The following is a 25710-nucleotide window of genomic DNA, read 5'->3' on the forward strand; positions in this document are numbered from 1 at the left end:
CCTCGACAAAAGGGGAGGGCCGGGGTGGGGTGAAAATTCCCCTCCTTGGATAAGGAGGGGTAGGGGTGGTTGGATAAGGCTGAGATGGGGTAAACAAATCATCCCCCAAACCTGTAACAACTAAAGCACCGCACACACGCTTAAACCATACTTACACTATGCTTACCGGACGCACAAATGCACCAGAGATAAACACCGAATACGGCTGGCTCAACACCGACAGGAGCTGGTCCATCAAAGACTTTGCAGGCAAGATCGTGCTGCTCGATTTCTGGACCTTTGGCTGCATTAACTGCCAGCACATTGTGCCTGACCTGAAGCGGCTGGAGGAGGAGTATGCCGATGTGCTGGTGGTAGTGGGCATCCACTCGGCCAAGTTCGACGCTGAGAAGCAGAACGAGACCATCCTGCAGGCCATCCGCAAGTTTGGCATAGAGCACCCGGTTGTAAATGATGCTGACTATAAAATCTGGAACCAGTATGGCGTGCGCGCCTGGCCTACCACGGTGCTCATAGACCCCAAGGGAAAGGTAATTGGCCAACATGCCGGCGAAGGCGTGTACCAAACGGTGCAGCCTTACATAGAGCAACTAACAGAAGAGCATAAGGATGTATTGAACCGCGAGCCGATCCGTTTCCACGTGGAGCATGAGGCTACGCCGGAGCAGGGTTTATACTTTCCCTCCAAGCTCATCAGCGACACGAAGGGCAACATCTACCTCTCCGACAGCGGCCACAACCGCATCCTGAAGCTAAACCAGCAAGGGCAGGTGCTGGAAGTGATTGGCAGCGGAGAGCAGGGTTTTGAAAACGGCAGTTACACCGAGGCTACTTTTTACGAGCCGCACGGCCTGGCGCTGCACGGAAGTATACTCTACGTGGCAGATGCTAAGAACAACGCTATCCGGAAGGTAGATCTCGAACATAAGACCGTTGAAACGGCAGCTAGCAACGGCGAAATGGGCTATTATTTCCTGGACGACAAGCTGGACGAGCCCGTAAACCCCAATAGCCCCTGGGACCTGCTCATACTTGGTGAGTACCTCTACATTGCCAGCGCCGGCAACCACCAGATCCTGCGCATGGATTTGGCCACCGGGAAAGTATACCGCTACGCCGGCAGCGGCCGCGAGGCGCTCACCGACGGGCCGTTACTTCAGGCTGCCTTCAACCAGCCCAGCGGACTGGCCTCTAACGGACCTATACTTTACGTAGCCGATGCTGAGGCCAGTGCCATCCGCACCGTGAACACGGAAACCGGCATGGTGCTCACCCCATTGGGCAGAGGCCTGTTTGATTTTGGGGATGTGGACGGCGACACCGACGACGCGCTGCTGCAGCACTGCGTAGGCCTGGAGGTGATCGACAGCGACGTGTACATTGCTGACACCTACAACGGCAAGATTAAAGTACTCGACTTGCAGCGCAGGCGCGTGCGCACCCTCACCAGCGGCCTCCACGAACCCAACGACATCATTTTCCTGAACGGGCAGCTCTGGGTAACCAGCACCAACAGCCACCAGTTATTCACCGTCGATTTACATACCGGCCAGAAGCAGGAGGTACAGGTGAGCTTTGCGCCTGCCAACGTATAAAAAGCCTACGCAGCGGCCTGTTGCGCTAGCTGCTGCTTTACCCGCAGCGCCTGCTGCACGTGCCGCTCCTGGTGCGCCACCACAAACTCCAACGCCTCCCCTATCCGCAGTTTCAGCAGTTGGAAGAACTCCACCGGCACCGCCTTCTCGCTCAGGTCTGCCTTCACCGCATCACGAATCAGTTGCAGCAGCTCCTGCTGGTGCTGCAGAAACTCCTTTAGGGTGGCGCGGGTCAGCTGGCTGTTGTTGGGGTTCATGTGCTTCACGGTCTTGTGCTTCTTCATGTTCTGCGGCCGCACCATCTCCAGCGATTTTTTGCCCAGCCAGCTGTAGGTTATACTTTGCACGTAGTTTCCGGTGGAGTTCTGGGCAATGGCCTTGGCCAGGGCCGGGTTGTAATAGCGGCTGTAGCGGTTCAGGTGCTCCAGGCACTCCAGCATGCTCCAGCTATCGGAGGCAGGTTTGTGGTTGAGGTCTACCAGGCTTAGCGAGTCGAAGCTGTGAACTACGGTTTCGTAGAGGCTTCTGGTGGTTTGGGAGAGTTGTTCTAGTGTCGTCATGGATCTCATAGTTTTATGTGTACACCCCAAAGGTACAGCAGGTTATACGCACCAATCCTTGACGGGAATCAAGGTTTAAGATAGTATATATAAAGATTTTTTTGCATCTTCAGCACCTGGCCACACATCATACACTGTCCATATGAGAAAATCAGTTAAAGTACTAGCGTTATCATTACTAGCCTGCGGCCTGTCTTACATGGATGCTGCGGCACAGTATACTTTAACAACAGACATGGAGGCCCGCCCCATACATGAGTATAACACAATTTCCATGACTGGTTCGCCTTACCTCCACCCCGACTGGGCCGAAGGCGCCATCTCCCTGAGCAATGGCACCACCTATCAGGGTATCAACATCATGTATGATCAGGTAAAGGATGTGATTCTTTTTAAGAACAAGGATGACCAGGTAATGGAATTGATAGAGCCGGTGAAGGAGTTCAGCATCAGTTATATCCAAAACAACGAGAAGGTTAACAAGACTTTCCGCAAAGGCTACAGCAGCGAGGGCGTGACTCCGGATGCCTTTTTGGAGGTACTTGCTGATGGCAAAACCACACTCCTAAAACGAACCACCAAGAACGTTTTCGACCGCAAGGGCTATAGCTCTGCCACCATCGAGCGAGAGGTACAGGAGAGCCAAGATTACTACGTTGCCAATAGCAACAAGCTGTTGAAAGTGAAGAAGAGCAAAGGCTCGCTGCTGGCGGCTCTGCCAGGCAAGGCCGATGAGCTGCAATCCTACATCAAAACCAACTCCCTGAACCTGCGCAACGACAGCGACATGGCCAAGCTAGTGGCTTACTACAACAGCCTGTAAGACGGGCTACTTCAGCCGGCTCAGCGTTTCCGGCGACATGCGCAGGTAGGAGGCGATATACTTTTTGGGGATGTGCTGGAACAGGTGCGGGCTGCGCTGCATCACGCGCTGCAGCCGTTGCGCCGGCTCGGGCAGCAGCAAATCCACCTCGCGCTCTATCTTGCCCACCAGCGCCTTCTCCAACTGCTCGTACCAGAAGCGCCTGATGTGGGGACGCTCCTCCATCAGCTGCATAAAATCGTTTTTGCTGATGCCGAGCAGCTCGCTTTTCCGGAGGGCCTGTATGTAATAATCGGAGGGTTTGCCGGCCACGAAGGAGGGGAAGGAAACCACCAGCGTATTGGGGTAGGCAAAACCAACGCAGATCTCCTCGTCGGGGAGGGGGTAGTAGATGCGCAGCGCCCCGCTGGCTACAAAGTATAAGTTCTGCTCCACCTGTCCCTGCCGCGTCAGGAAGTCGTGCCGGCGCAGGTGCACCCGCTTCTGCCAGAGCATTTCCAGGGCGGCTATGTCTTCCGGCGCAAAGTATGGAACCTGCTGGAGGAGGGAGAGGGGCATGGGAAAGTATGGCTTTAAAGTATTGAAGCTGGATTATAACCGCCGCCCTTGCTGCGTGTTTTCACCAGCAAGCGGTTGGGTTGCAGAAGTATAGATTGTTGGCGAGAACACCAACAATGGCGGAAAAAGTCTCCAGAAAGATGAATTGATTCTCCATCTCTAAAATGCTTATAATTAGCTTCTAGATGGTCTAGAGCTTGGCTTAGTAAGGAGCTTTCTTTTGTCGTTATATCTCGCATCGACTTTTAGAAACTATTAGTTGGGATTAATAAAAATAATGAAAATTATACCCTCTCCCTACCGCCGCTGCTCAAAATCTTCAAACCCCTCCAGCGTTTCCTTCTCCTCTACCTCCACCCGCTCCACCTTGGCGCGGCGCGGGCCTTGGTGCGCCCATTGCTCCAGTTGCTGCAGCGCATCCGCAGTGCCCTCGGCTTCCAGGTATACCGTGCCGTCGGGCTCGTTCTGCACAAACCCCGAAAGGCCGAGCTCCTGCGCCTTCTCCTGGGTGCTGGCCCTGAAAAACACTCCCTGCACCCTGCCGTGCACCCGCATAGCCACGCGTTTCTTGCTGTTCTCCATCGTTGAAGTATAAAGGTATAAACCGAACCCTTATTCCTGAAAAACGGGCCCCGCCGGCATAGGTTAGCTTCCGTATATTTTAATGATCAGAACATTTACCGGGGGAGATTTTGTTATACTTAAAACCCGTATACTTGTGTATAGGACCAGGCGCTTCAGAAAGCCGGTTCTGCCGCAATAAATACTATAGGAGGAGTTAAAACGATGTCATTACTATTCACTGATTTTAAGAGCTGGCAAAAGCACTGCGCTGAGACCGGCAAGCCATTATATGAGCCCGTGCTCGAGTACGAGATCGAGCAGAAAGGCCGCACCGAGGAGTTTATCTGGGAGAACATCGCCAAAGCTTACGAGGTGATGAAGGATGCCGTGCAAACCGGCCTCACCGAGGACATGAAGTCGCGCTCGGGCATGGTGAACAACGGGGCCAAGAAAGTGGCCCGATCGCCGGTAACGGTGCTCTCGCCGGAGTTTAAGATGCTGGTGTCGCGGGCATTGGGCGCCAAGGAGGTGAACTCCTGCATGGGCCGTGTAGTGGCCGCCCCTACGGCCGGTGCCTCGGGCATACTTCCGGGCACGCTCACCACGCTGCAGGAGCTGCACGGCCTGGAGGACAGAAAAATTCATGAGGCCCTGCTGGTGGCTGCCGGCATTGCCCTGATCATCGAACAGAATGCCTCGCTGGCCGGGGCGGTGGGCGGCTGCCAGGCCGAAACAGGCAGCGCCGCTGCCATGGCCGCTGGCGGCATTGTCTATTGCCTCGGCGGCGATGTACCGCAGGTGTTCAATGCCGTGGCCATCACCATCCAATGCATGCTGGGCCTGGTGTGCGACCCGGTGGCCGGACTGGTGGAGGTGCCCTGCATTGTGCGCAACGCCAGCGCGGCAGCCATTGCCTTCTCCTCGGCGCAGCTCGCCATTGCCGGCGTAGACCCGGTTATACCGGTAGACCAGTGCGTGGCAGCGCTGGGCGAGGTAGGCGAAAGTATGGAGCGCAAGTATAAAGAGACCGCCGAAGGGGGCCTGGCCAACACCCCGAGAGCCCGCGAGATCGAGAACTTTGTGCTGGTGCAGGATGTGGAGATCCTGCCGGATGAGGACAATGTATAGCGTTTGAAAAGTAAAGGGTGGGCGGTCGACGGGATCTTCTGCCCTTTTCTTTTTTAGTGCAGGTGGCTGTTTCTGTAGGTTGATGCGCGTAAGATCGAAGAACTATAACTTCTCCATGGTCTGCGAGCGCAGGTCTGCAACGCAACTGACCCGGAGGGGCCGGGAATGATTTAGCTACATTTGTTCTAAACTCAGTTTCTCAGAGGAGGCGCAGCATCTTCCACCTCCTCTTCATCCCCACCTGCCAGGCATCACTCCTATAAACAAACAGCTTTTCTGCCATTTAAGCCGTACCTTTGCGGAGACAAAAGAAAGAACGCTTTTCTGTAAAATTCATAGATATGCTCAGAAGACCAAGACGAAACCGCCAGACCGAAGCCATTCGCAACCTGGTGCAGGAAACAACACTCCATGTAAATGATTTTATACTTCCGCTCTTCGTTATCGGGGGGCAGAACCAGCGGGTAGAGGTAGGCTCCATGCCGGGCATCAACCGCTTTTCCGTAGACACGCTGCAGGACGAGATCGCCTCCTGCGTGGAGCTGGGCGTGAAGGCCTTTGCGCCCTTCCCAAGTATACCGGATCAGTTGAAAGACAAGTATGCCTCCGAGAGCCATAACCCCGACGGCCTCTACGCCCGCGCCATCCGCGAGATAAAGAAGAACTTCCCCGATGTGGCGATCTTCTCGGACGTGGCCATGGATCCCTACAGCTCCGACGGACACGACGGCATTGTGGAGAACGGCGAGATCCTGAACGACGAGACCCTGGAGGTACTGGGCAAAATGGCGCTATCGCAGGCGCAGGCCGGTGCCGATGTGGTGGCCCCTTCGGATATGATGGATGGCCGCGTGGCGCACCTGCGTCATGTGCTGGACGAGCACGGTTACCACAAGGTGGGCATCATGAGCTACACGGCCAAGTATGCCAGCGCCTTCTACGGCCCGTTCCGCGACGCCCTGAGCTCCGCCCCTAAAATGGGCGACAAGAAAACCTACCAGATGAACCCGGCCAACACCCGCGAGGCCCTGGTGGAGGCCGAGCTCGACATTGCCGAAGGCGCAGATTACCTGATGGTGAAGCCCGCCCTGGCTTACCTGGACATCATCAAGTCGCTGCGCGAGAACTCGAACCTGCCCATTGCCGCCTACAACGTAAGCGGCGAGTACGCCATGGTAAAAGCCGCCGCCCAGAATGGCTGGCTCGACGGGGAGAAAGCCATGCTGGAGAGCCTGCTAAGTATAAAACGCGCCGGCGCCGACATTATCCTGTCCTACTTCGCCAAGGAGTTCGCGCAGTATCAGAAGCGATAGCACGTATAAAGTTTATACTTTGAAGAGAGCGCACCGGCCATGGCCGGTGCGCTTTTTTGTTTGAGTGAGATTCAGCCCACCCCAGCCCTCCCCTAAAAACAGGGGAGGGAGTTTCTGCAGTACTTGTTCCAACCACCCCTACCCCTCCTTATCCAAGGAGGGGAATTATACTTGTTCTATAGCAAAGGCCGTAGCTATTGGAATGATACCCAGTCCTTGGGTTGAGCGCCTTGTAGATTTACGGTGCCGCCTTGGCGGCATTGCGACGTAGGAGCAAAGGAAATGTACACAGCGCGATGCCAAAGGACGAGCCCTCTCGGGCTTGAGAGCACCAAAGCAGGAAATGCAACTGTAGATATGTAAGTCTACAGGATGAAAGGTCGCTAGCAAGTATAGCCTGTTTCTAGTGAAAGGAAGCAGCAGCTAGGGAAGTATGGCTTAAAGTATAAATCAGCAAGTATAAAGTTTAAGGCACAAGTGGACGCCCCGAAATACTCCGGGACTTTCAGCTTGCGCCAGGTAAGTATAAAGTATAGCAATAAGTATAAACAGACAAGTATGAAAGTATGGCTTGCATCAACTAACAGCAGCCGGCAAGTATAACTGGCGTCAAAACGCTAACCAACAGCGGCCATTCCGTATAAACTTTCTCTTCCTCCCTAACATAAGAACCACTTTGTCTTTATCCTGATTTATACTAACTTTAGAATGGAACATCTTTACCCTGCTATATTTATATGAGAGGACTGAGCCTTTGGCTTGTTGCGCTGAGCCTGGCTGTAGGCACTACGGCCTTTGCCCAGCGTGGCCTTACCCCCGACCGCACCAACACGCAGGAACTGCAGCGAATTGCCTCTGCCGCCGAAAAAGACTACCGGGCCAACCGGGGAAAGGCGCTAGCGCTGGCAGAAAAGTATGGCTGGGTCATTGAGAAGCAGTACAAGGACGGAACCGTGATCTCGCTGCAGGGGCTGGATGAAACCGGCATGCCCGTCTACTACATCACCTATAACAACTCTAGCTCCGCTTCCACCACACGGGTAGACGAGCTCTGGGCCGGCGGCTCGCTGGGCCTTAGCCTGAGCGGCAGTAGCAGCAACGTAGTCAACAAACTGGCCATATGGGACGGTGGCCGTGTACGCGCCTCGCACCAGGAAATGAGTGGCCGCGTCATCCAGAAAGACAACCCCACCAAGGAAAGCGAGCACGCCACGCACGTAGCCGGCACCATGATAGCCAGTGGCATCAACCCGCTGGCGAAGGGGATGGCCTACGGCTACAAATCGTTGCTGGCTTATGATTTTAACGGTGACGGCGCAGAGATGGCCGAGGCAGCCAAAGACCTGCTGATCTCCAACCACTCCTACGGTAACCTGGCCGGCTGGCGCTACAACTCCGAGCGCAAAGGCACTGAAGAGGACCCCTACTGGGAATGGTGGGGCAACAGCAGCGTGAGCCAGGAGGAGGACTTCACCTTCGGGTACTACAACAGCGAAGCCGCCACCTGGGATGAGATCGCTTTTAACGCGCCTTACTACCTGATCGTAAAATCAGCGGGCAATAACCGCGTGGAAAACGGGCCGAAAGTAGGTGAGCCATACTTTCAGCGCAACAGTAACGGCACCTTCGAGTACGTGAAGTCGCGGCCGGCAAGTATAAGCAGCAACGATGCCTACGACGTGATCTCCACCTCCGGCACCGCCAAAAACATACTGACAGTGGGCGCCATACGCGCAGTGACCGATGGATACAACCAACCCCTGGATGTAAAAATGGCCAATTTCAGCTCCTGGGGCCCTACCGACGACGGCCGCATCAAACCGGACGTGGTGGCCAACGGCATCGATGTGCTCTCCACCTACTCCTCCAACGACAGGAGCTACCAGACGCAAAGCGGCACCTCCATGGCCTCGCCCAACGTATCAGGCACACTGCTGCTGCTGCAGGAGCACTACACCAACGTAAACCCCGGCAAATTCATGCGCGCCGCTACCCTCAAAGGCCTGGCTATTCATACCGCCGATGAGGCCGGCGACGCGGCCGGGCCGGACTACCGCTATGGCTGGGGATTGGTGAATGCTGAGTTGGCCGCTAAGGTAATCAGCAACACCAACGGCACGCACCTGCTGGAGGAGCGGGCGCTGAAGCAGAGCGAGACGCAGACGCTGGAGGTAACCGCCTCCGGCAACGGCCCGCTCCGGATCACCATCTCCTGGACCGACCCCAAAGGCACGGTAACAGCCGCAGGCACCAAGGCGCTTAACAACCGCACGCCCAAGCTGGTAAACGACCTGGATGTACGCGTATCCGGCAATGGAAAAGACTACCTGCCCTGGACCCTGAACCCGGCCGCCCCGGAGGCTGCCGCCACAACAGGCGATAACGTGGTGGATAACGTGGAGCAGATCCTGATTTCAGATGCCGTGCCGGGTAAAAAGTATACCCTCACCATCAAGCACAAAGGCACCTTAAAAGAAGGCCCGCAGGCCTACGCGCTGCTGGTGAGCGGTATGGGAGGCACGGCGGCCTGCGCCAGCGCCCCCACCTCTAACCAGGGCGCCCGCATCAGCAAGCTCACCTTCGGATCTCAAAGTATAAACCAGCAGGACGACTGCACCACCTACCGCGACCTCACCTCCACGGTGTTTACCCTGGAGCCAAGCCAGGCAAAGCAACTGAAGCTGGAACTGGGCAGCTGTGGCACGGCCGCCGCCAAAGTAGCCAAGGTATACATCGACTGGAACGGCAACGGCAGCTTTGCAGAGCCCGGCGAAATAGCGGCTACCTCCGGTGTAATAAATGGAGATGGCACCTTCACAGCCACTATAAAAGCACCAGGCACCTTGGTGGCGGGCAACAAAGTACGGATGCGTGTGGTGGTGCAGGAAACCACCGATGCCGCCGCGGTAAACGCTTGCAGCAGCTACGGCCGCGGCGAAACCCAGGATTACCTCATCCAGTTTGTGAGGCCGCAGCGCGACATAAGTATAGCTGCCGTGCAGCCTGTCGGGGGCAGCACGCTGTGCGCCTCGCCCGAGCAGGCCGCCATGGTTACCATCCGCAACTATGGCACCGCAGCGCAGCAGAACATCCCGGTAAGTATAAAAGTGCTGAAGAACGGCCAGGAACTGACAACGCTGACAGGAGTTTTTGACAAGGAACTGCCCCCCTTCGCGCAGGCGGAGCTGCTTGTAGACGGATCTTTTGCCACGGAGGCGGGTGCCACGTATGAATTGGTGGCGCAATCGGGGCTGACGTCGGATGCCGTGGAGGGCAACAACCAGCGCGGGTATACGTTCACGGTTGCCGGCGAGGCGGCCACACCTGTAGATGCCTCGGCTTTCCGGTGCGGCGACAGCCCGGTTTATACGTTGTCAGCTGAGGGCAACGGCACGCCTTTCTGGTACACCTCCCCTACCAGCACCACGCCGGTGGCCGCCGGCAACCAGGCACGGGTGCAGGCTGCCACGGCAGGCAACACACTTTTCGCTGCTTTTGATGAGTTTTCGGCCACTGTTGGACCCAAAGACAAAAACCAATTTCCGGAAGGTGGCTATAACCAGTTTTCGCCCGACGTACAGGTAACGACAGAGGCCCCGGTGGTGCTGGAGCAGGCGCGTTTATACATTGGCCACAGCGGCAAGATCACGTTCACGGTGTATGACATGAATGGGGCTCCGGTCTCTTCGCGCGTCCTAAGGGTTACCGCCACCCGCTCCGCACCAGCAACAAATGATCTGGTACAGCCCGACGACCCCAACGACAAGGGCCAGCTCTACTACCTGGGGCTGGAGCTACCGCGCGCCGGCATGTACAACATCGCCATTTCGTATGAGGACAGCGCCACCATCTACCGCAACAACAAGGGCGTAACAGGCTACCCGTTTGGGCTAGAGAATGTGTTTACCATCAGCGGCAACACCGCTTCCTCGGAGTGGGAGAGCTATTACTACTACTTCTACGACCTGAAGGTGCGCGCCCTCGGCTGCCCGAGCCCGCGTGTGGCAGTAGCGCTAAAGGAAGGCATCCCGCTCGATCAGCCTAAGGTGACGCGCGAGGGGAACGAGCTTGTTTCGAGCCTGCCGGTGGGCAACCAGTGGTACCTGGACGGTGCGCCGCTGGAAGGTTCTACCGGCCAGCGCCTCAGCCCGACGCTGAACGGCCAGTACAGTGTGATTGCCTTTACAGATGGTTGCGTGTCGGAGATGTCGCTTGCCTACAGGTATGAGGTGGAGAGCGCGGCGCGGAACGTGGGGCCGGAGCTGATGGTGTTCCCAAACCCAAGCCAGGACGGCAAATTCAGCTTCACGGTAGAGACCTCCTCTCCCGAAGACCTGACGCTGACGGTGGCAGACCTGCTGGGCAAGCAGCTCTATAGCACTTCGGTGCAGCAGATAAACGGCCAGTACAAAGGCATGATCGACCTGAGCAAGCATTCTAACGGCTTATACATTGTGCGCCTGCAGCACGGCAACCAGGTATACACCTACAAGGTCATGATCCGGAAATAGCCGACCACAGCATCCGCTTATACCCAGCTGCCGCTGCCTCAGTGGCGGCTGGACCGTTTTATACTTCAGGGGAGGATCTGGCATGTATGGGGCCACCCGCGCTGAAAGTATGAATATAGCGGCGCATCCATATTTATTCGCTATTTTGGCTGTATGAAGCATATCCTCACCTCCCTTTGCCTGTTGCTGCTACTTGCCTGCACCGGGCCGCAGCAGCAATCCAGTAAGCAGCAACAGTCGTTTTACCAAAGTATGAGCAGCCTGTGCGGACAGTCTTTCAGCGGAAAAGTAGTTTTCCCGGCTGATGGGAAAGATCCGTTTGCCGGTGCGCCCCTGATGATGATCATGCAAAATTGCTCCGACAGCACCATTCGCATTCCGTTTATAGTAGGTGAGGATAAATCCAGAACGTGGGTGATCAGCAAAACGGCGGAGGGACTGCAACTGAAGCACGACCACCGCCACGAAGACGGCACCCCGGACGAAGTGACCATGTATGGCGGCATGGCCTCTACCTCAGAAAGTGAACTGGAGCAGCGTTTCCCGGCGGATGCCTATACAGCAGAGCTCCTGCCAGCTGCCGCTACCAACGAGTGGACACTTGCCCTCAGCCCCGACGGCAAAACGTTCAGCTATATCCTCAAGCGCGACAATCAACTCCGCTTCCGGGCTGATTTTGATTTGACAAAGCCGCTGGAGTAGTGAAGTATAAAGGATAAACCTACCCCTCCCAGGCGGGGCTGTTAAGTTCTCGTTTTTTGTCATCCTGAAAGTGGAAAATCCCGAACTTGTTTCCGGGGATCTTGATGGCCTGGAGCGACGGCTTAACCTACCTGCTACCAAGATTCTTAATAGAATGACAGAGGTTTTTAACAGCGGGGTAGCTAGAACTTAACGATTCAAGCTTCAGGTTGGGGAATTTCTTAAATCATACTTCTCTGGCGCGAATCTTCAGATTCGTGACTTGCTGTAATGTTGAGCCTCTGACTCAACTGGGCTGGAGGCCCAGGAAATAGCCGGGCACTCGCGCCAGAAGTATAGCTTTTCACAAAGCGTAGCTTCGTAAGGAAGTATAAAACCCAAGCTGTGTTTACTGATGCAGTGCAGGTGTATACCCACCCCTAACCCCTCCAAGGAGGGGAATCACCTACTCTTTTGCGAAATTCCCCTCTTGGGAGGGGCAGGGGTGGGTTGATCGCAACTTGAGCTATAAAGTATTAAAACACGAAGCCCGGACTACAGTAGCGGCCCGGGCTTCGTGTTTTAAAGTATAAAAGTATACTTCAGCAAAGTATAAACCTCCCCGATTTCCAGCCTACAGATCCTCCTCGCGTACCAGCATCAGCACCGCCGACTGCGGCACGATGAAGTACTTCTCGCCGAGGTAGCTGATCTCGATGGCATCGCGCTGCAGGTAAATGGCCAGGTCGCCCTCTCTGGCCTGAAGCGGGATGTAGCGCACCTCTTCCTCCTCCTGCCCCCACGTGTCCTCGTCGTAGCCAAAGTCTGCAGGAATCGGGTAGCCGGGGCCTACGCGCATGATGTAGCCTTCCTGCACCTTTTCCTTGGCCTGCACCCCCGGCGGCAAGTATAAACCGCTCTTGGTCTGATCGCTGGCCATTTTCGGCTTTATCAGCACGCGGTCGCCAACAATGATGATCTTCTCTAACTTGTTATCCTCTGAAATCCTCATCTGTATTGTATGCATCTTATAAAGGATCTGCGGTTACTTTGAATCGCATATCGGCTTTAATGGTAATGTCTTCCGTTACCGGCTTCGCGATCTCGGCCTGTGTCCGGATAGTATAGTTGTCTCCTTTGATGTATTCGTCCAGCTTGGCGTTGGTCGATTTCAGCTTCAGCACACTGGCCCCGGCGGGCACCTCCTCCAGGTAGGCTATCTTCACCTCCGGCTGCTTCTCGCTGGAGATGTAGAGCTCGATGCGCTTCAGGAAATCGAAGTTTTGTGCTTCGGGCTCCGTTATCGTCAGCTCCAGCCTGTTCAGGCTCACGTTCTTTACCAGCTCGGCACGGGTCTTGTTGTTCTTAAACGTTTCCGCTGAGTTTGTGGTGATGGTAAACGGCGTGGCCGGCACCAGCGCTCCCAAAGGAAAACCAGAATCAATGGTAAAGGTCTCCTCTTCTTCGATGTAAAAAGTAAGCAGGTCTTCGATCTTTTCGCAGGCGGTGGCTACTACGGCAAACAGCAGTACGGCCAGCAGCATCATTCTCTTCATCAAGGTTAAGTATAAAGGGTGTAAAGCAATTGCGGCGGGAAAATTGGCCCCTAAGACCGCCTTTCCCGCCGCAAGTTACAAAACAAGAAGCAGTTTAGTCAAACATATCACCTAGGCGTACCTTGTCATCGCTGTCCTCGTTCCAGCTCATCGGGTATTTCTCGTCCAGGTAAGGCAGGGCGTCCTCGGTCAGGTGCAGCGGCTTAAAGGTGTCGATCATTACGGCATACTCCTCCGTTTCCTTCTTGCCTATACTTGCCTCCACGGTGCCCGGGTGCGGCCCATGTGGTATACCTCCGGGATGGATGGTGAACGAGCCACGCTCCACGCCCTTGCGGCTCATGAAATTGCCCTCCACATAGTACAGCACCTCGTCGGAGTCTACGTTGGAGTGATTGTAAGGCGCCGGGATGGACAGCGGGTGGTAGTCGAACAGGCGGGGCACAAACGAGCAGATCACGAAGTTGTGCGCCTCGAAGTTCTGGTGCACCGGCGGCGGCTGGTGGATGCGGCCAGTAATCGGCTCAAAATCCCTGATGTTAAAAGCGTACGGGTAGAAGTAGCCGTCCCAGCCCACGGCATCAAGCGGGCTTGTTTTATAGTAGAACTGATGCAGCTCTCCCTCCTTTTTCACCTGCACCAGGTACTCGCCTTTCCCTTTTTCGGTGATCAGCTCCATTGGCGGGCGCATGTCGCGCTCGCAGAACGGCGCGTGCTCCAGCAGCTGGCCGAAGTGGTTGCGGTAACGGCGCGGCGTCTCTACCGGGCTGAAGGATTCGATGATCAGCAGCCTTACCTGCCGCTCGCTTTTATCGAAGCGGAACTTGTGAATAACCGTGCGCGGAATCACCAGGTAATCGCCGGGACCAAACGGGATGCGCCCCATCTGGGTGAGCAGATCGCCGGTGCCGTCGTGCACAAACACCACCTCATCGGCCTGCCCGTTCTTATAGTAGTAGTCCATCTCGTGCTCCGATGGGTTGCAGAGGCTGATGGCTACGTCGTTGTTGAAGAGCATGGTTTTGCGGGCGCTCAGGTAATCGGATCCGGTGGCCTTCGCCTCTACGGTGCGCAGGTGCTGCGGCGCCAGCTTCACGCCCTCTGCCCGCCGGGGCGCAAAGGCTTTAGGCTCGCCAAGGCGGCTGATTTGTGTGGGCGGGTTAATGTGGTAGAGCAGCGAAGAAACACCGCTGAAGCCCAGTGTGCCCACCAGCTGCTCGGCATAGAGGCTTCCGTCGGGTTGCCGGAACTGCGTGTGCCGTTTGTGCGGGATCTCCCCAAGTTTATGGTAAAAAGGCATATGGATTAGTTTTTAAGGTGATACTATATCCGTATCAGGTAGCACGACACACGTAGCACGACTTATTAAGAAGGATGATGGCGCTTAGCGTATTAACTACTTTCCTCAACCTTAATTAAAAGCATAGTCTTGTTACCTGATACATGCTACGAGATACGCAAAATCTACATACTTCCCGCTGCCATACTTTGGGCGCGGCTAAAGTGCCTTAGCCCCTGCTGAAACTCCTCGTCCGACTGGTGCAGCACCGGGAAAAAGCCCTCGTTGCCGTACACGCTGCGGGCGATGAAGGCTTTCAGGTGGTTGCGCAGCAGGTTGCCGGAGCGCCTGAACTGCGCCTCGTTATATTCCACGCCGGCGGCTGTGGCCGTTTGCACCACCTCCTGCAGCATCTTGTCGGTCACCTCAAAGCTCTTGCTAAACTTCTCGAACGGCATCTTCTCCAGCTCTTTCTTGTGCTTCTGGTAATAGTTGAGCGTATACTCGCGGATCACGTTCTTGTTATACAGCTGGCTCAGGTACTCCGACAGCTCGGTGGTATCGCGCGGCACGAACACATCCGGCATAATGCCGCCGCCGCCATACACGGCACGTCCGCCCAGGGTTTTATACTTCAGCGAGTCCACGAACAGGCTGCTGTCCGGTTGGAAGTACTCGCCGTTCTCAAAGCGGTTCAGGATATCCTTTTCGTAGTCCTCGGCATTTCCCTTGTAGGGCTTCTGGATGGAGCGGCCGCTCGGCGTGTAGTAGCGCGAGATGGTCAGGCGCAGTTCGGAGCCATCATTGAGCGGGATCGGCATTTGCACCAGGCCCTTGCCAAAGGAGCGGCGGCCCACGATCAGGGCGCGGTCGTTGTCCTGCAGGGCACCGGCCACAATCTCGGAGGCAGAGGCGCTGCCCTCGTCCAGCAGCACTACCAGCGGACCTTTCTCGAACGCGCCTTTGCGCTGAGCGAAGGTTCTGGAGTCGTAGCGGTTGCCCTTGCCGTCGGTGTACACGATCATCTTCTCGCCGTCAATAAACTCATCGGCCATCCGGATGGCGTGGTCCATGTAGCCGCCCGGGTTGCCGCGCAAATCGAGCAGCAGCTGCTCCATGCCTTTGCCCTGCAGCTCGGTAAGTGCCTCCATAAACTCCTCGTAAGTATGGGCCGAGAAGCGGCTGACTTTAATGTAACCGGTCCTGTTATCCACCATGTAGCGCACATCCACGGAGTGCGTAGGAATTTTGCTGCGCTCGATGGTGAAGTTAAGTGGCTTTTTAAGGGTGTTGCGTTGGATGGTGAGGTTCACTTTGGTGCCTTTGGGCCCGCGCAGGCGCTTGAACACGCCCTCGTTGTTGATGCCGGTGCCGGCCACGGTTTCCCCGTCTACTTTGATGATTTTGTCGCCGGTCTGTATGCCTGCCGCCTCGGAGGGGCCTCCGCTGAGCGGGGTGATGACGTAAATGGTATCCTTGAAGATGTTGAACTCCACGCCGATGCCCTCAAAATCGCCCTCCAGGTAGGAGCGTGCCATGGCCAGCTCGTCGGCCGGAATGTAGGCTGTGTGCGGGTCCAGCTTCTCGAGCATCTTGGTGATGGCGTAGTCCGTCAGTTCCTCCACGTCCACGGTGTCCACGTAGTCGCGGTCTATGTAGCTGAGCACGTCGCGGAACTTGAGGTAGCCTTTGGCGGTGCCCTGCGGGTTGGTGGTGGAGGGCGCGAACATGGTAGCGCCCAACAGCAGGCCCACCACCAGCGCCAGACTTACAAACAGCGGCAGCTTTACCTGGAAGGGCGTGTTCCGGACCCTGTTATTTTCCTCCCCATGCTCCATCTTGTCCATGTTCTTAAAGTATAAATTCAGTGAAATGCCACAGCACAGGCACGGCAAAGTAGTACAATAATTTACCTTAAATATACTGAGGTCCTTTATATCTATACAAATACAAATTTGTTAAAGTTGCTAATACGCCGCATACTTGGCGGCGGCCCTGGCGAACGGGGCAAAGTATGGCCCGCACTATCAGATTAATTTTTAATCTCTTACCTTTGCAGACAGAACCTCAGGGGCAACAAATTCATACTATGGGCAGAATTTTAGGGATTGACTACGGCACAAAGCGGGTGGGGCTGGCCGCTACGGACACGCTCCAGATCATTGCGAGCCCGCTGGAAACCGTTCATGCCCAGGAGGTGTTGTCTTACCTGAAGGCCTATGTGCAGCGCGAGCCTGTGGAGGCCTTTGTGCTGGGGATGCCCAAGCGGCTCTCCGGCGAGGCCACCGACAACACGCAGCACGTGGTGGGCTTCCAGCGCAAGCTGCAGAAGGAATTTCCGGGTGTACCGGTGCACCTGGTGGACGAGCGTTTTACCTCCAAGATCGCGCAGCAGACCATGCTGGCCGGCGGGCTGCGGAAGAAGGCCCGCCAGGACAAGGCAACCGTAGACCGCATCAGCGCCGTAATCATTTTACAGTCGTATTTAGAAAGCAGAAACATATGATTTACCCAATTACCGCCTACGGAGACCCGGTACTGAAGGAGCCGGCACAAGACATCCCGAAGGACTACCCGGAGCTAAAAGAGCTTGTTGAAGATATGTACGCCACCATGTACCACGCCCACGGCGTGGGGCTGGCCGCCCCGCAGATCAGCAAGGGCATCCGCCTGTTCGTGATCGACTCGGAGCCGATGATGGACGACGAGGACAAAGGCAAGGGCGTGAAGAAGGCCTTTATCAACCCGGAGATTGTGGAAGAGGACGGCGAGGAGTGGGGCTTTGAGGAAGGCTGCCTGAGCATCCCGGGCGTGCGCGAGGTGGTGTACCGCCCCGAGCGCATCGTGATCCGCTACTTTGATGAGGAGTGGAACGAGCACGAGGATACCTACGACGGCATGACCGCCCGCGTGATCCAGCACGAATACGACCACGTAGAGGGTATCCTGTTCACCGATTACCTCTCCGGCCTGAAGAAGCGCCTGATCAAGAACAAGCTCGCCAAGATCTCCAAAGGCGAAGTAGACGCGGACTACAAGATGCGCTTCCCGGAAATGAGCAAGAAGCGCTAAGATTATACTTTAGAAATTATACCTGACCGGCCTGCTACAACCTATGTGGCAGGCCGGTTTTGGTTTTATTTATACTTTGTCTACTCCGTTACAGTCAGTGTGAAGGTGTTCTCCAGGGTAAAAGCCTCTCCTGTAACAGGCCAATTGTACGTCTCGCCGTTCGCAATCACGCCGTCTTCTGCAGCACTTAGCTTGATCTGTATGGTTTTCTCCGGGTCGAAGTTAGCGGTTGGGACAATTTGCAGAACAAGCACATTATTACTCTGCCAAGGCCGAGCAGGATATATTGGATTCAGAACTACTTGTGCTTCCTTTTCATAATGCACCCCCTCTTCGGCTGTTCCTGAAAAGGTGAGTGTGATTTTCTGTGGCTGCGTGAAGCTCCTGTCTGCAAATACGGTGAGGAAGAACCGGTTCAAATAGTCAAGCCCACCCTTTTTCACGGTGCGGGCTACATCCAGTTCTCGGTTCTTGAATATGCCGAACACGGGCTTTGGAGTGGTATCCTGGTACTTGATGGCCAGGCTGGTTTTGGGCAGCACCACCTCGTTTTCATAGCTATACACTTTTAACTCGTAGGTACTGTTGCCCTGGTACACCTCGTCCTTAGCCACCCACAGGCGTACCGTTCTTTTCTTCTCACCGGCAGGAATCGGCACCCGGAGCAAGTATAATTGCTCGTCACCCGTTCCCACGGTTATCCATCCGTGGTTAAGAGCGGTTTCTCTGTCCACGAGCCCTTCTGCTCCTGCTAAGTATAGGTATTTAAGGTCCTTGTAGGTTCTGTCTAATTCAATTGTCAGCTCAACCGGCGCCTCCCCTTCCACAAGGGTCTGGCTGGAGCTCTGCATCGTTACGTTTACGCTGGTTGGTTCCGGCTCATCCTCTTTACAGCCCCAGAGGACGAGGCATAGGCTAAGGCATAGTAGGATCTTTGATTTCATAGGTCTTGGGGTAAGGTATAATGGAAAAAAATAAAGGTCTCCTGGATGATAGAAGTATAACTTTTACCCACAGCTCCCCTCCTGTACTTTTCCCTTTATACTTCTCCGCTGGGCTAATAAAGCCGTAAAAGCCTACATCGCTATGAATATACTAATAAAACCATATTTATCCTTCTTCCCAGCGAAAAACATCAAAATTCATACTTATACTTTATACTTTCTTCGGTAAAGCGTGAGGGGTATTGGAAGTATAACCGCAGTCGCTCCGGTTGCGAATGGGACAAGACGCAGGCAGCCGTATAAGTATAAAAACCGCCCGCTATACTACAGCAGGCATAGTAAATGGCCCGCAGCTTATTTCCGCCTGGCGATAGAGAGCCTCGTTTTCCGGATTTGCCGGGTAGCCAGGTAATGCACCCGCTCGTTGTACAGCAGCCAGCCGCCCACAGCGCCCACGATGCTGCCGGTAAGGATGTCGAAGAAGCGGGCCGTGATCAGCTCGCTCGGGTTAACGGTTAGCGCGGTGCCACTCTCTGCCAGAAAGATGGTAAGGATGGTGATGAAGATAACGGCAATGGCGTAGTTGCGCACCACCAGAAACTCCACAATGGTCTGCAGCACGATGATGCCGATGCTGATGACCAGCAGCGAGGGCTTGAGCAAAAGTATAAACCACGTCAGGATAAGGCCCAGGAAAGTGCCCAGGATACGCTGGGCGCTGCGCTGCCACACATGCGTGGCGCTGGCTCCCTGCATCACGGCAGCGCACGAGGTGGGCACCCAATACGGTTTCTCCAGTTCCAGCAGGTAGCCGATAAGCAGCGAAAGCCCAACCAGAGCCCCGAATGTTACGGACTCCACAAAGTTGACATACTGGTTCTTGGTTACTTTGATCACCTCATCCTCGGAGCGGGTTTTCCTTAGGGTGACCAGGCTGTACACCAGCCCCAGAAAGCAGGAGATTATGGTTCCGATCCCGATAAGGCCGATGTTGTGGGGCACCGTTTCCAGGTTGTGCGGCATCGAGATCGCCACCGACGCGATCATGATGAAGAAGAAGTTACCCGGCGGGCGCACCATCTTGAGGTAGTATAAAACCAGGTGCACGGCAAAGGCATACAGCCCCAGCACCACCGAGGCCACCACCGGGTTAAAGCCAAACACGATACCCACGGTAAACGAGAGCATAATGCCAAAGGAACTGGCCATGAGCACGATCATCCGCCGGCCTATACTTTGCGACTGGATGTAAAGTATAACCAGCGCGGCCATGGAGGCCAGCTTGCCGTCCTGCAGGTTGTCTGTGTAGTAGCCGGCCAGCACCGGTATGCCCACACACAACCCGGCCAGCACGGGCAGGTGCCACTTGCGCTCTGTTTCCTTAAACTCAAAAAGCTGCCTTAGCATCCCTGGTTGCGCGTCTCTCATACATTGGTTACTGGCTACGAAAGTATAAACGGAATCAGCCATGCAAATATACGGCACGCGCAAAGGAATAGGAAGCGGCGCGGCGGCGGGTTTATACTTAGGAGGGGATCGGGACGCTGTGGTGGTGCCCTTAGAAGAAGTGTGTCAGGAGGTTTTGGGTAACGGCGGGGCTATACCAGGGAGTCACCCGGCACGGATACGCGCTCCTCCAGCTTGGAGAGCAGTTCCAGGAACCTGGCGGAGCGCTCCTCTATTTTTTGCAGCCCGGCCAGCGCCTCCTCAATCTTGCCGTTGCCGTACAGGCGAAACAGTTGATCGGAAGCCGAGTCCAGCTCCTGTTGCACCTTTATCAATTCCTGCATCTCGGGCAGGCCCACATACTTGCTCCTGCCTATTGCGCTAAACCATAAGCTCAGGGGCCCGCTCCCCGAGAAGAAAGCCTCGTCTTTCCTCCCTCCGTAAAGAACGGAGCGCACCTTCGACTTAAACAGGATGTGTTTAATCCGAAGTTGCTGAAAATCTACCTGGGCCTGGTTCATGCTATGGTAAAGCGCATTAATGTGATATAAGTTCGGGCGTTGGCATATTTAGCGCATTTACTTCCCGGCAATTCCCGTGATATCATACCCGCAGATCATGATGCCGTTGACCTGATGTTGCTCATCGTAGATGGCCTGGAAGATAAAGGTCAACTGCATCTCCTCCAGGTTTCCAGTGTTGTAGCGATCGAGGCTAACGGTTAAGTCCTCTGCCACATACTCTTTGCCGGAATTGTAAACCTCATCCAGGATCGTCACAAAACCTTGCTCCGCTACCTCCGGCAGCACTTCTGCTACGGCTTTGCCGAGCAGCTCCTTCTGCGGCATCAATTGCCTGTACTTTTCGTTTACCAGCTCATAGCGGTGCTCAGGCCCGCGGAGGATGCTGAAGAAGACGGGCGCTTTCATGATAAGCCGCTCGAGGGTGCGGCGCTCCACTTCGGCCTTTGTATAGGCCTGCTGCACCTGGTCGGCCAGCACCGACATCTGCTCGTTGCTATCTAGCAGTTCCTGCACCAGCTGCTTGGCGTCCTGCACATCCGAGGAGCTGCCCACCCACAGCAGGGTGTTCCCGTTTTCGTCTTGCATGGGCAGGGTCTTTGTCAGGAACCACCGGTACATGCCATACTTGTTGCGGATGCGGTACTCCAGCTGTAACTCTTCGCCAGCCAAAATTGCCTCGCGCATCCTCTGCCGCACAAGCTGCAAGTCATCCGGGTGAATAGCCAGCTCCCACCCGTTGTTGTGCAGCGTGTCCTCGGGCGAGGTACCCGTGTAGTCGACCCAGCGCTTGTTCACATACGCAGGTTTGCCTTCCCCATCCAGCATAAAGATCAGCTGCGGAACGGCATCCGTCAGAAACCTGAACTTCTCCTCGCTCATGGCTTGCGCCTGCCGGGCCATCTCCCTTTCCGTAACGTCGTGGGTATTCTGGATAACGTACTTTATACTGCCCTCCTCATCCAGGACCGGCGTGTGCGATGCCTCCCAATACCGCTCACTGTACCCGCCCCCCTCTTCAGCCGGCTTCGCGATGTCATAGCGGATCACGTCCAGGTAGTCCGCTTCCTTTGTGTGGATGGCATTATCGATGGATATTCTTACCGGGTTTTCCTCGTACGGCACGTCGTTATTGGGGAAAGCCTCCAGCAGGAAAATCAAACCGATCAGTTCCTCACGCCTGCGGCCTGTTGTTTTCAGGTACGTGTCTGTAACCGCTAGTATTCTGTGCTCCGGCGATATGATGATGATGTTTTCCGGAACGTTGCTGAAGAAGTCAAGGGTATCCATCGGAGTAGGTGTATCTTTAGGAAGTAGAGACAAAGATAAGTTTATACGGAGGTTCTGCTATTTTTATAGCTTGTAGCATAAATAAATACGCCTGCACTTGCTTGCGCAAAGCGGCCAGGGCGTTATAGGTCTTTCTCTAAGCAAGTTACAGCACAACCCCCTCCGCTTAAACCCACGTACACCGCAAGTATGGCTAAAAAGTATAAGGTTATACTACTGCTGCTCACCCTGTTGCTGCCGCTCAACGGCTATACCTGGGGCTTTTTCGCGCACCAGCGCATCAACCGCCTGGCTGTGTTCTCGCTGCCGCCCGAGATGATGAGGTTCTATAAAAAGCACATCCGCTACATCACCGAAAACGCCGTGAACCCCGACAAGCGCCGCTATGCCGTGGAGGGCGAGGCCCCGCGCCACTACATCGACCTGGACGTGTACGGCGACAGCGCCCTCTACAAAATACCCCGGTTCTGGCCGGAGGCAGTGGAGAAGTATACCGAGGACACGCTCATGGCCTATGGCATTGCGCCCTGGCACATCAACCGCATGAAATACCAGCTCACGGAAGCCTTTAAGGAGCGTGACGTAGACCGCATCCTGCGCCTGAGCACCGAGATAGGCCACTACATAGCCGATGCCTGCGTGCCGCTGCACACCACCCAAAACTACAACGGGCAGCTTACCGGCCAGCACGGCATCCACGCCTTCTGGGAAACGCGCCTGCCCGAGCTCTTCTCCGGCAACTATGATTTCTTTGTGGGGCAGGCCACTTACATCGAGCAACCGCAGCTGAAAGCCTGGGAACTGGTACGCTCCGCCCACACTGCCCTCGACTCGGTTTTATACTTTGAGCGAGAGTTGACGCAGGAGTTTGACGAGGAGAAGAAGTATGGCTTTGAGGTGCGCAACAACCTGACCACCCGCGTGTACTCCCGCGCGTTCTCCGAGGCCTACAGCAAGCGCCTGAACGGGCAGGTGGAGCGGCAGATGCGCCTGGCCACCCACACCATCGCCAGCTACTGGTACACGGCCTGGGTAGATGCCGGCCAACCCGACCTGCGCAAGCTCGCCGACCTATCCGCCAAAGAGCTGCAGCAACTGGAGATGGAGAAAAAGGAGTATGAGCAGGGGTCGCACCAGCCGCGCGAGGAGGAGAATTTTCACCCCTCCCCAGCCCTCCCCTAAAAACAGGGGAGGGAGTTATGTAATTACATTGACTAAAGTATGAATTCAATTGCCACTGATCTTGCGCGGACAGGTCATGCCTTGTCCCTACAAAGTATACACCCACCCCAACCCCTCCAAGGAGGGGAATTCTGTACTTGCTATACTTTCACTGTCATCTCGAGCAGGGCGAGAGATCTATCCAGAATTTTAAAGAGATCTCTCCCGTAGGTCGAGATGACAAAAGCGGCGGCTATCGAAACTGATTATAGCCTTTGTTCAGAAGACGATCATCATCCCCCTGCCCCCTTCAAAGGGGGACTTTGGTTGAAGCTACGTCAGCCGCAGCTATCGAAACTGATCCCAGCCTTTGGGTTGAGCGCCTATGCGAGTTTTTCCGGTGCCGAACGGAGTGAGGTATTGCGACGCAGGAGCAAAGGAAAAGCTCCCAGCGCGATGCCCGAAGGCGAGCCCTCTCGGGCTTGAGAGCACCAAAGCTGGAAATGAAACTGTAGGTTCGTAAGACTGAGGATCAGCGGCAGCTAGAAAGTATAGCTTGGTTCAGGTTGCAGGAAGCAACGGCTATAAAAGTATAGCCAAAGTATAAGAAGGCGTATAAAAAGGCACAAGCGGACGCTTGCGCCAGAGAAGCTATGAAGTATGACCAAAGTATAAAGTATGGCTCTGTGAGCCAGTCGGGTTGCAAACCCAACATCATAGTAGGATACGAGTTGCAAGCCCGCGCCAGCGGAAGTATGAAGTATAACTCAAGTATAAAAGTATAACTAAAGCCAAAACCCCGCTTCCTCAACCTCGCTGCACTCAAACCGAGAACCCTCAAAACGACACTTCCCCGGCCCTTTACTGCCTGCCCAAAATTACTTACCTTGCTACATTATCATACTACTATATTAATGGACAGAATCTATACTTTGCGCATCAGCCTTCTACTGCTATGCCTGGCCCTGCTGCCCCTGCCACAGATGCAGGCGCAGCAAAACACTGCCGCCACCCTCCAGAAACTGGACGCCTACTACCAAAAGGCCCTGAAAGAATGGGATGTGCCGGGCATGGCCATCGCCATCGTGAAAAACGACTCGGTGATCTTTGCCAAAGGCTACGGTGTGCTCGATACTAAAAAGGGCGGACAGGTAGATGCCAACACGGTTTTCGGCATCGCCTCCAACTCCAAAGCCTATACGGCCGCTGCGCTGGCCACTTTGGTAGACCAAGGCAAAATCAAATGGGAGGACAAGGTGAAAAAGTATGTGCCCTACCTGCAGCTCTATGACCCGTTCGTGACGGAGAACCTGACGATAGAGGATTTACTGAGCCACCGCGTGGGCTTCCAGACCTTCAGCGGCGATCTGCTGTGGTACAACACCACCTACAGTCGCCCCGAGATCATCGAGCGCATGCGCTACCTGGAGCCGGTGTACGGGTTCCGCGATGGCTATGGCTACTCCAACCTGATGTTCATCACGGCCGGGGAGGTGATTGAGCAGGTGAGTGGCAAAAGCTGGGAAGATTACATCAAGGAAACGTTCTTCCGGCCGCTGGGCATGAGCCGCTCCTATACGTCGGTTAACGAGCTGAAAGGCGTGCAAAACGTGGCTTCGCCGCACGGCAATGACGAAAACCAAAAGCCTGTGGCCACCACCCTCAACGCCTGGGACAACTGGAACCCGGCAGCAGGCATTTTCACCAGCGTGAACCAACAGGCCCAGTGGATGCGGTTGCAGCTGAACCGCGGCAAGTATAACAATAAGGAGATATTCAGTGAAGAAGCCAGCCGCAACATGTGGACAATGCACAACCCGTTCCCGGTTTCCAAACAATCCGAGGAGATAACGCCTTCCACGCACTTTGTGGGCACCGGCCTGGGCTGGTTTGTGGGCGATTACGAGGGTCGCAAGCAAGTATACCACGGCGGCGGGCATGAGGGCATGAACAGCCGCACGGTGCTGGTGCCGGAGGAGAACCTGGGTATGGTGATCCTGACCAACAGCATGAGCAGCATCATGACGCCGCTCGGCAACTATACCTTGGACCAGCTTTTGGGCGTGGAGAACGGCCGCGACTGGAGCCAATTTTACCTGGATAGGGCCGCAGAGGCTCGCAAGGCGGAGGCTGCCGCTGTCGCCAAGGCGCCAAAGGAGAAGAAAGCCAAAAAGAGCAAGCCAACCCGCAACCTGAAAGACTACACCGGCACCTACCACAGCAAGCTTTACGGCGCCGCCATCGTTAGCCTGAAAGACGGCAAACTGCACCTGCAGCTGGAGCCGGCGCCGGTGCTAAACGGCACGCTTAACTTCTGGCAGCACGACATCTTCAACCTCGACTGGAAAAACGACTATGCCCTGCTCACGCCCACCAACGCGCGCTTCATCGCCGGCGAGGACGGAAGCATAAGCCAGCTGCGCCTCGACGCCGACAACCCCGACTTTCACTTCAGTGAGCTCGATTTTGAGAAAGTAAAGTAAGGGCTGTAGCTCAATCAGCCTGAAAATATAAAAGGCCATACTTGCGTATGGCCTTTTTCGTTCAGAGGTGCGTTTGGTTAATAGCTTACCAGCACGGCAATGGTGCCGGCCACCGCAAAGTATGCAGCAATAATCAGGTAAGCTAATGACTCCTGGTTTTTGTAAACATTTTTCATGGCAATCGGGGTAAAGTTTTTTACATATTAAAGTTAGGTTATAAGTATA

22 protein-coding genes are annotated in these 25710 nt (G+C 55.2%); 11 read left to right on the forward strand and 11 right to left on the reverse strand.

Translation table 11 applies throughout. The annotated features are described in order from the left end of the window. Positions 1-158: 158 nt before the first annotated feature. Positions 159-1595 carry a thioredoxin-like domain-containing protein gene (locus A3841_RS05095; protein ID WP_073851255.1) on the forward strand — a complete coding sequence of 479 codons (1437 nt, stop codon included), beginning with the start codon at positions 159-161 and terminating at the stop codon, positions 1593-1595. Positions 1596-1600: 5 nt separating this feature from the next. On the opposite strand, the gene A3841_RS05100 is transcribed toward A3841_RS05095, so the two are convergent. After that, positions 1601-2155, reverse strand: coding sequence for a DinB family protein (locus A3841_RS05100; protein ID WP_262502551.1), 555 nt, complete (start codon positions 2153-2155; stop codon positions 1601-1603). A gap of 142 nt (positions 2156-2297) precedes the next feature. Here A3841_RS05100 and A3841_RS05105 point away from each other — a divergent pair, with 142 nt between their 5' ends. Continuing rightward, positions 2298-2978 (forward strand): hypothetical protein, encoded by a 681-nt coding sequence (locus A3841_RS05105; RefSeq protein WP_073851257.1) that lies wholly within the window; start codon positions 2298-2300, stop codon positions 2976-2978. A 6-nt stretch (positions 2979-2984) separates the two neighbouring features. Here A3841_RS05105 and A3841_RS05110 read toward each other — a convergent pair whose 3' ends face one another. Beyond that, the gene (locus A3841_RS05110) at positions 2985-3536 is read right to left on the reverse strand and encodes a Crp/Fnr family transcriptional regulator (protein WP_073851258.1); all 552 of its coding nucleotides are present in this window, start codon (positions 3534-3536) and stop codon (positions 2985-2987) included. Between the two features lie 297 nt (positions 3537-3833). Next, positions 3834-4118 carry an acylphosphatase gene (locus tag A3841_RS05115; RefSeq protein ID WP_073851259.1) on the reverse strand — a complete coding sequence of 95 codons (285 nt, stop codon included), beginning with the start codon at positions 4116-4118 and terminating at the stop codon, positions 3834-3836. Between the two features lie 204 nt (positions 4119-4322). Between A3841_RS05115 and sdaAA the strand changes: the two genes are divergently transcribed. The 4 genes from sdaAA (at position 4323) to A3841_RS05135 (ending at position 11754) form a co-directional block, all read left to right on the forward strand. Next, positions 4323-5228, forward strand: a complete 906-nt coding sequence (gene sdaAA / locus A3841_RS05120) for an L-serine ammonia-lyase, iron-sulfur-dependent, subunit alpha (protein WP_073851260.1) — start codon at positions 4323-4325, stop codon at positions 5226-5228. Between the two features lie 341 nt (positions 5229-5569). Beyond that, on the forward strand, positions 5570-6541 hold the full coding sequence (gene hemB, locus A3841_RS05125; RefSeq protein ID WP_170866145.1) for a porphobilinogen synthase: 972 nt from the start codon (positions 5570-5572) through the stop codon (positions 6539-6541). Between the two features lie 737 nt (positions 6542-7278). Further along, a complete protein-coding gene (locus A3841_RS05130; protein ID WP_073851261.1) occupies positions 7279-11052 on the forward strand; it encodes a S8 family serine peptidase in 3774 nt (1257 codons plus the stop codon). A 153-nt stretch (positions 11053-11205) separates the two neighbouring features. Further along, entirely contained in the window at positions 11206-11754 is a 549-nt protein-coding gene (locus A3841_RS05135) for a hypothetical protein (RefSeq protein ID WP_073851262.1), read from the forward strand. Between the two features lie 613 nt (positions 11755-12367). Here A3841_RS05135 and A3841_RS05140 read toward each other — a convergent pair. The 4 genes from A3841_RS05140 to A3841_RS05155 form a co-directional block, all read right to left on the reverse strand. Then, positions 12368-12745, reverse strand: coding sequence for a co-chaperone GroES (locus tag A3841_RS05140; protein ID WP_073851852.1), 378 nt, complete (start codon positions 12743-12745; stop codon positions 12368-12370). A gap of 16 nt (positions 12746-12761) precedes the next feature. Further along, entirely contained in the window at positions 12762-13289 is a 528-nt protein-coding gene (locus A3841_RS05145) for a hypothetical protein (protein ID WP_073851263.1), read from the reverse strand. Positions 13290-13383: 94 nt separating this feature from the next. After that, the gene (locus tag A3841_RS05150; RefSeq protein WP_073851264.1) at positions 13384-14589 is read right to left on the reverse strand and encodes a homogentisate 1,2-dioxygenase; all 1206 of its coding nucleotides are present in this window, start codon (positions 14587-14589) and stop codon (positions 13384-13386) included. A 164-nt stretch (positions 14590-14753) separates the two neighbouring features. After that, complete coding sequence (locus A3841_RS05155) at positions 14754-16415, reverse strand: S41 family peptidase (protein WP_073851265.1); 1662 nt, start codon at positions 16413-16415, stop codon at positions 14754-14756. A 242-nt stretch (positions 16416-16657) separates the two neighbouring features. Between A3841_RS05155 and ruvX the strand changes: the two genes are divergently transcribed. Both ruvX and def read left to right on the forward strand, forming a co-directional pair. Further along, positions 16658-17074 (forward strand): Holliday junction resolvase RuvX, encoded by a 417-nt coding sequence (ruvX, locus tag A3841_RS05160; RefSeq protein ID WP_073851266.1) that lies wholly within the window; start codon positions 16658-16660, stop codon positions 17072-17074. Beyond that, positions 17071-17640 carry a peptide deformylase gene (gene def, locus A3841_RS05165; protein WP_073851267.1) on the forward strand — a complete coding sequence of 190 codons (570 nt, stop codon included), beginning with the start codon at positions 17071-17073 and terminating at the stop codon, positions 17638-17640. Before ruvX ends, def begins: the two co-directional genes overlap by 4 nt. Before the next feature lie 80 nt (positions 17641-17720). Here the strand turns inward: def and A3841_RS05170 are convergent, their stop codons facing one another. From A3841_RS05170 to A3841_RS05185, 4 genes are all read right to left on the reverse strand, one after another. Continuing rightward, entirely contained in the window at positions 17721-18584 is an 864-nt protein-coding gene (locus A3841_RS05170; protein ID WP_139307885.1) for a hypothetical protein, read from the reverse strand. Between the two features lie 354 nt (positions 18585-18938). Further along, a complete protein-coding gene (locus A3841_RS05175) occupies positions 18939-20012 on the reverse strand; it encodes an FUSC family protein (protein ID WP_073851269.1) in 1074 nt (357 codons plus the stop codon). A 170-nt stretch (positions 20013-20182) separates the two neighbouring features. Then, positions 20183-20551, reverse strand: coding sequence for a histidine kinase (locus A3841_RS05180; protein WP_073851270.1), 369 nt, complete (start codon positions 20549-20551; stop codon positions 20183-20185). 57 nt (positions 20552-20608) lie between these two features. Continuing rightward, positions 20609-21841, reverse strand: a complete 1233-nt coding sequence (locus tag A3841_RS05185; protein ID WP_073851271.1) for a PAS domain-containing protein — start codon at positions 21839-21841, stop codon at positions 20609-20611. Positions 21842-22030: 189 nt separating this feature from the next. On the opposite strand from A3841_RS05185, the gene A3841_RS05190 reads away from it, so the two are divergent. From A3841_RS05190 to A3841_RS05200, 3 genes are all read left to right on the forward strand, one after another. Then, positions 22031-23023, forward strand: a complete 993-nt coding sequence (locus A3841_RS05190) for a zinc dependent phospholipase C family protein (RefSeq protein ID WP_073851272.1) — start codon at positions 22031-22033, stop codon at positions 23021-23023. A gap of 632 nt (positions 23024-23655) precedes the next feature. Continuing rightward, positions 23656-23787 (forward strand): hypothetical protein, encoded by a 132-nt coding sequence (locus A3841_RS20690; RefSeq protein WP_262502555.1) that lies wholly within the window; start codon positions 23656-23658, stop codon positions 23785-23787. 129 nt (positions 23788-23916) lie between these two features. After that, on the forward strand, positions 23917-25485 hold the full coding sequence (locus tag A3841_RS05200) for a serine hydrolase (protein ID WP_073851274.1): 1569 nt from the start codon (positions 23917-23919) through the stop codon (positions 25483-25485). Positions 25486-25710: the final 225 nt, after the last annotated feature.

This window comes from Pontibacter flavimaris (genome assembly GCF_001907195.1).
In the GTDB taxonomy this organism is placed as follows: Bacteria; Bacteroidota; Bacteroidia; order Cytophagales; family Hymenobacteraceae; genus Pontibacter; species Pontibacter flavimaris.

Coding starts and splice junctions, on each gene's coding strand:
- A3841_RS05095 (WP_073851255.1), top strand. CDS start 159: ATGCTTACCGGACGCACAAATGCACCAGAGATAAACACCGAATACGGC.
- A3841_RS05100 (WP_262502551.1), bottom strand. CDS start 2,155: ATGACGACACTAGAACAACTCTCCCAAACCACCAGAAGCCTCTACGAA.
- A3841_RS05105 (WP_073851257.1), top strand. CDS start 2,298: ATGAGAAAATCAGTTAAAGTACTAGCGTTATCATTACTAGCCTGCGGC.
- A3841_RS05110 (WP_073851258.1), bottom strand. CDS start 3,536: ATGCCCCTCTCCCTCCTCCAGCAGGTTCCATACTTTGCGCCGGAAGAC.
- A3841_RS05115 (WP_073851259.1), bottom strand. CDS start 4,118: ATGGAGAACAGCAAGAAACGCGTGGCTATGCGGGTGCACGGCAGGGTG.
- sdaAA (WP_073851260.1), top strand. CDS start 4,323: ATGTCATTACTATTCACTGATTTTAAGAGCTGGCAAAAGCACTGCGCT.
- hemB (WP_170866145.1), top strand. CDS start 5,570: ATGCTCAGAAGACCAAGACGAAACCGCCAGACCGAAGCCATTCGCAAC.
- A3841_RS05130 (WP_073851261.1), top strand. CDS start 7,279: ATGAGAGGACTGAGCCTTTGGCTTGTTGCGCTGAGCCTGGCTGTAGGC.
- A3841_RS05135 (WP_073851262.1), top strand. CDS start 11,206: ATGAAGCATATCCTCACCTCCCTTTGCCTGTTGCTGCTACTTGCCTGC.
- A3841_RS05140 (WP_073851852.1), bottom strand. CDS start 12,745: ATGAGGATTTCAGAGGATAACAAGTTAGAGAAGATCATCATTGTTGGC.
- A3841_RS05145 (WP_073851263.1), bottom strand. CDS start 13,289: ATGAAGAGAATGATGCTGCTGGCCGTACTGCTGTTTGCCGTAGTAGCC.
- A3841_RS05150 (WP_073851264.1), bottom strand. CDS start 14,589: ATGCCTTTTTACCATAAACTTGGGGAGATCCCGCACAAACGGCACACG.
- A3841_RS05155 (WP_073851265.1), bottom strand. CDS start 16,415: ATGGACAAGATGGAGCATGGGGAGGAAAATAACAGGGTCCGGAACACG.
- ruvX (WP_073851266.1), top strand. CDS start 16,658: ATGGGCAGAATTTTAGGGATTGACTACGGCACAAAGCGGGTGGGGCTG.
- def (WP_073851267.1), top strand. CDS start 17,071: ATGATTTACCCAATTACCGCCTACGGAGACCCGGTACTGAAGGAGCCG.
- A3841_RS05170 (WP_139307885.1), bottom strand. CDS start 18,584: ATGAAATCAAAGATCCTACTATGCCTTAGCCTATGCCTCGTCCTCTGG.
- A3841_RS05175 (WP_073851269.1), bottom strand. CDS start 20,012: ATGAGAGACGCGCAACCAGGGATGCTAAGGCAGCTTTTTGAGTTTAAG.
- A3841_RS05180 (WP_073851270.1), bottom strand. CDS start 20,551: ATGAACCAGGCCCAGGTAGATTTTCAGCAACTTCGGATTAAACACATC.
- A3841_RS05185 (WP_073851271.1), bottom strand. CDS start 21,841: ATGGATACCCTTGACTTCTTCAGCAACGTTCCGGAAAACATCATCATC.
- A3841_RS05190 (WP_073851272.1), top strand. CDS start 22,031: ATGGCTAAAAAGTATAAGGTTATACTACTGCTGCTCACCCTGTTGCTG.
- A3841_RS20690 (WP_262502555.1), top strand. CDS start 23,656: ATGAAGTATGACCAAAGTATAAAGTATGGCTCTGTGAGCCAGTCGGGT.
- A3841_RS05200 (WP_073851274.1), top strand. CDS start 23,917: ATGGACAGAATCTATACTTTGCGCATCAGCCTTCTACTGCTATGCCTG.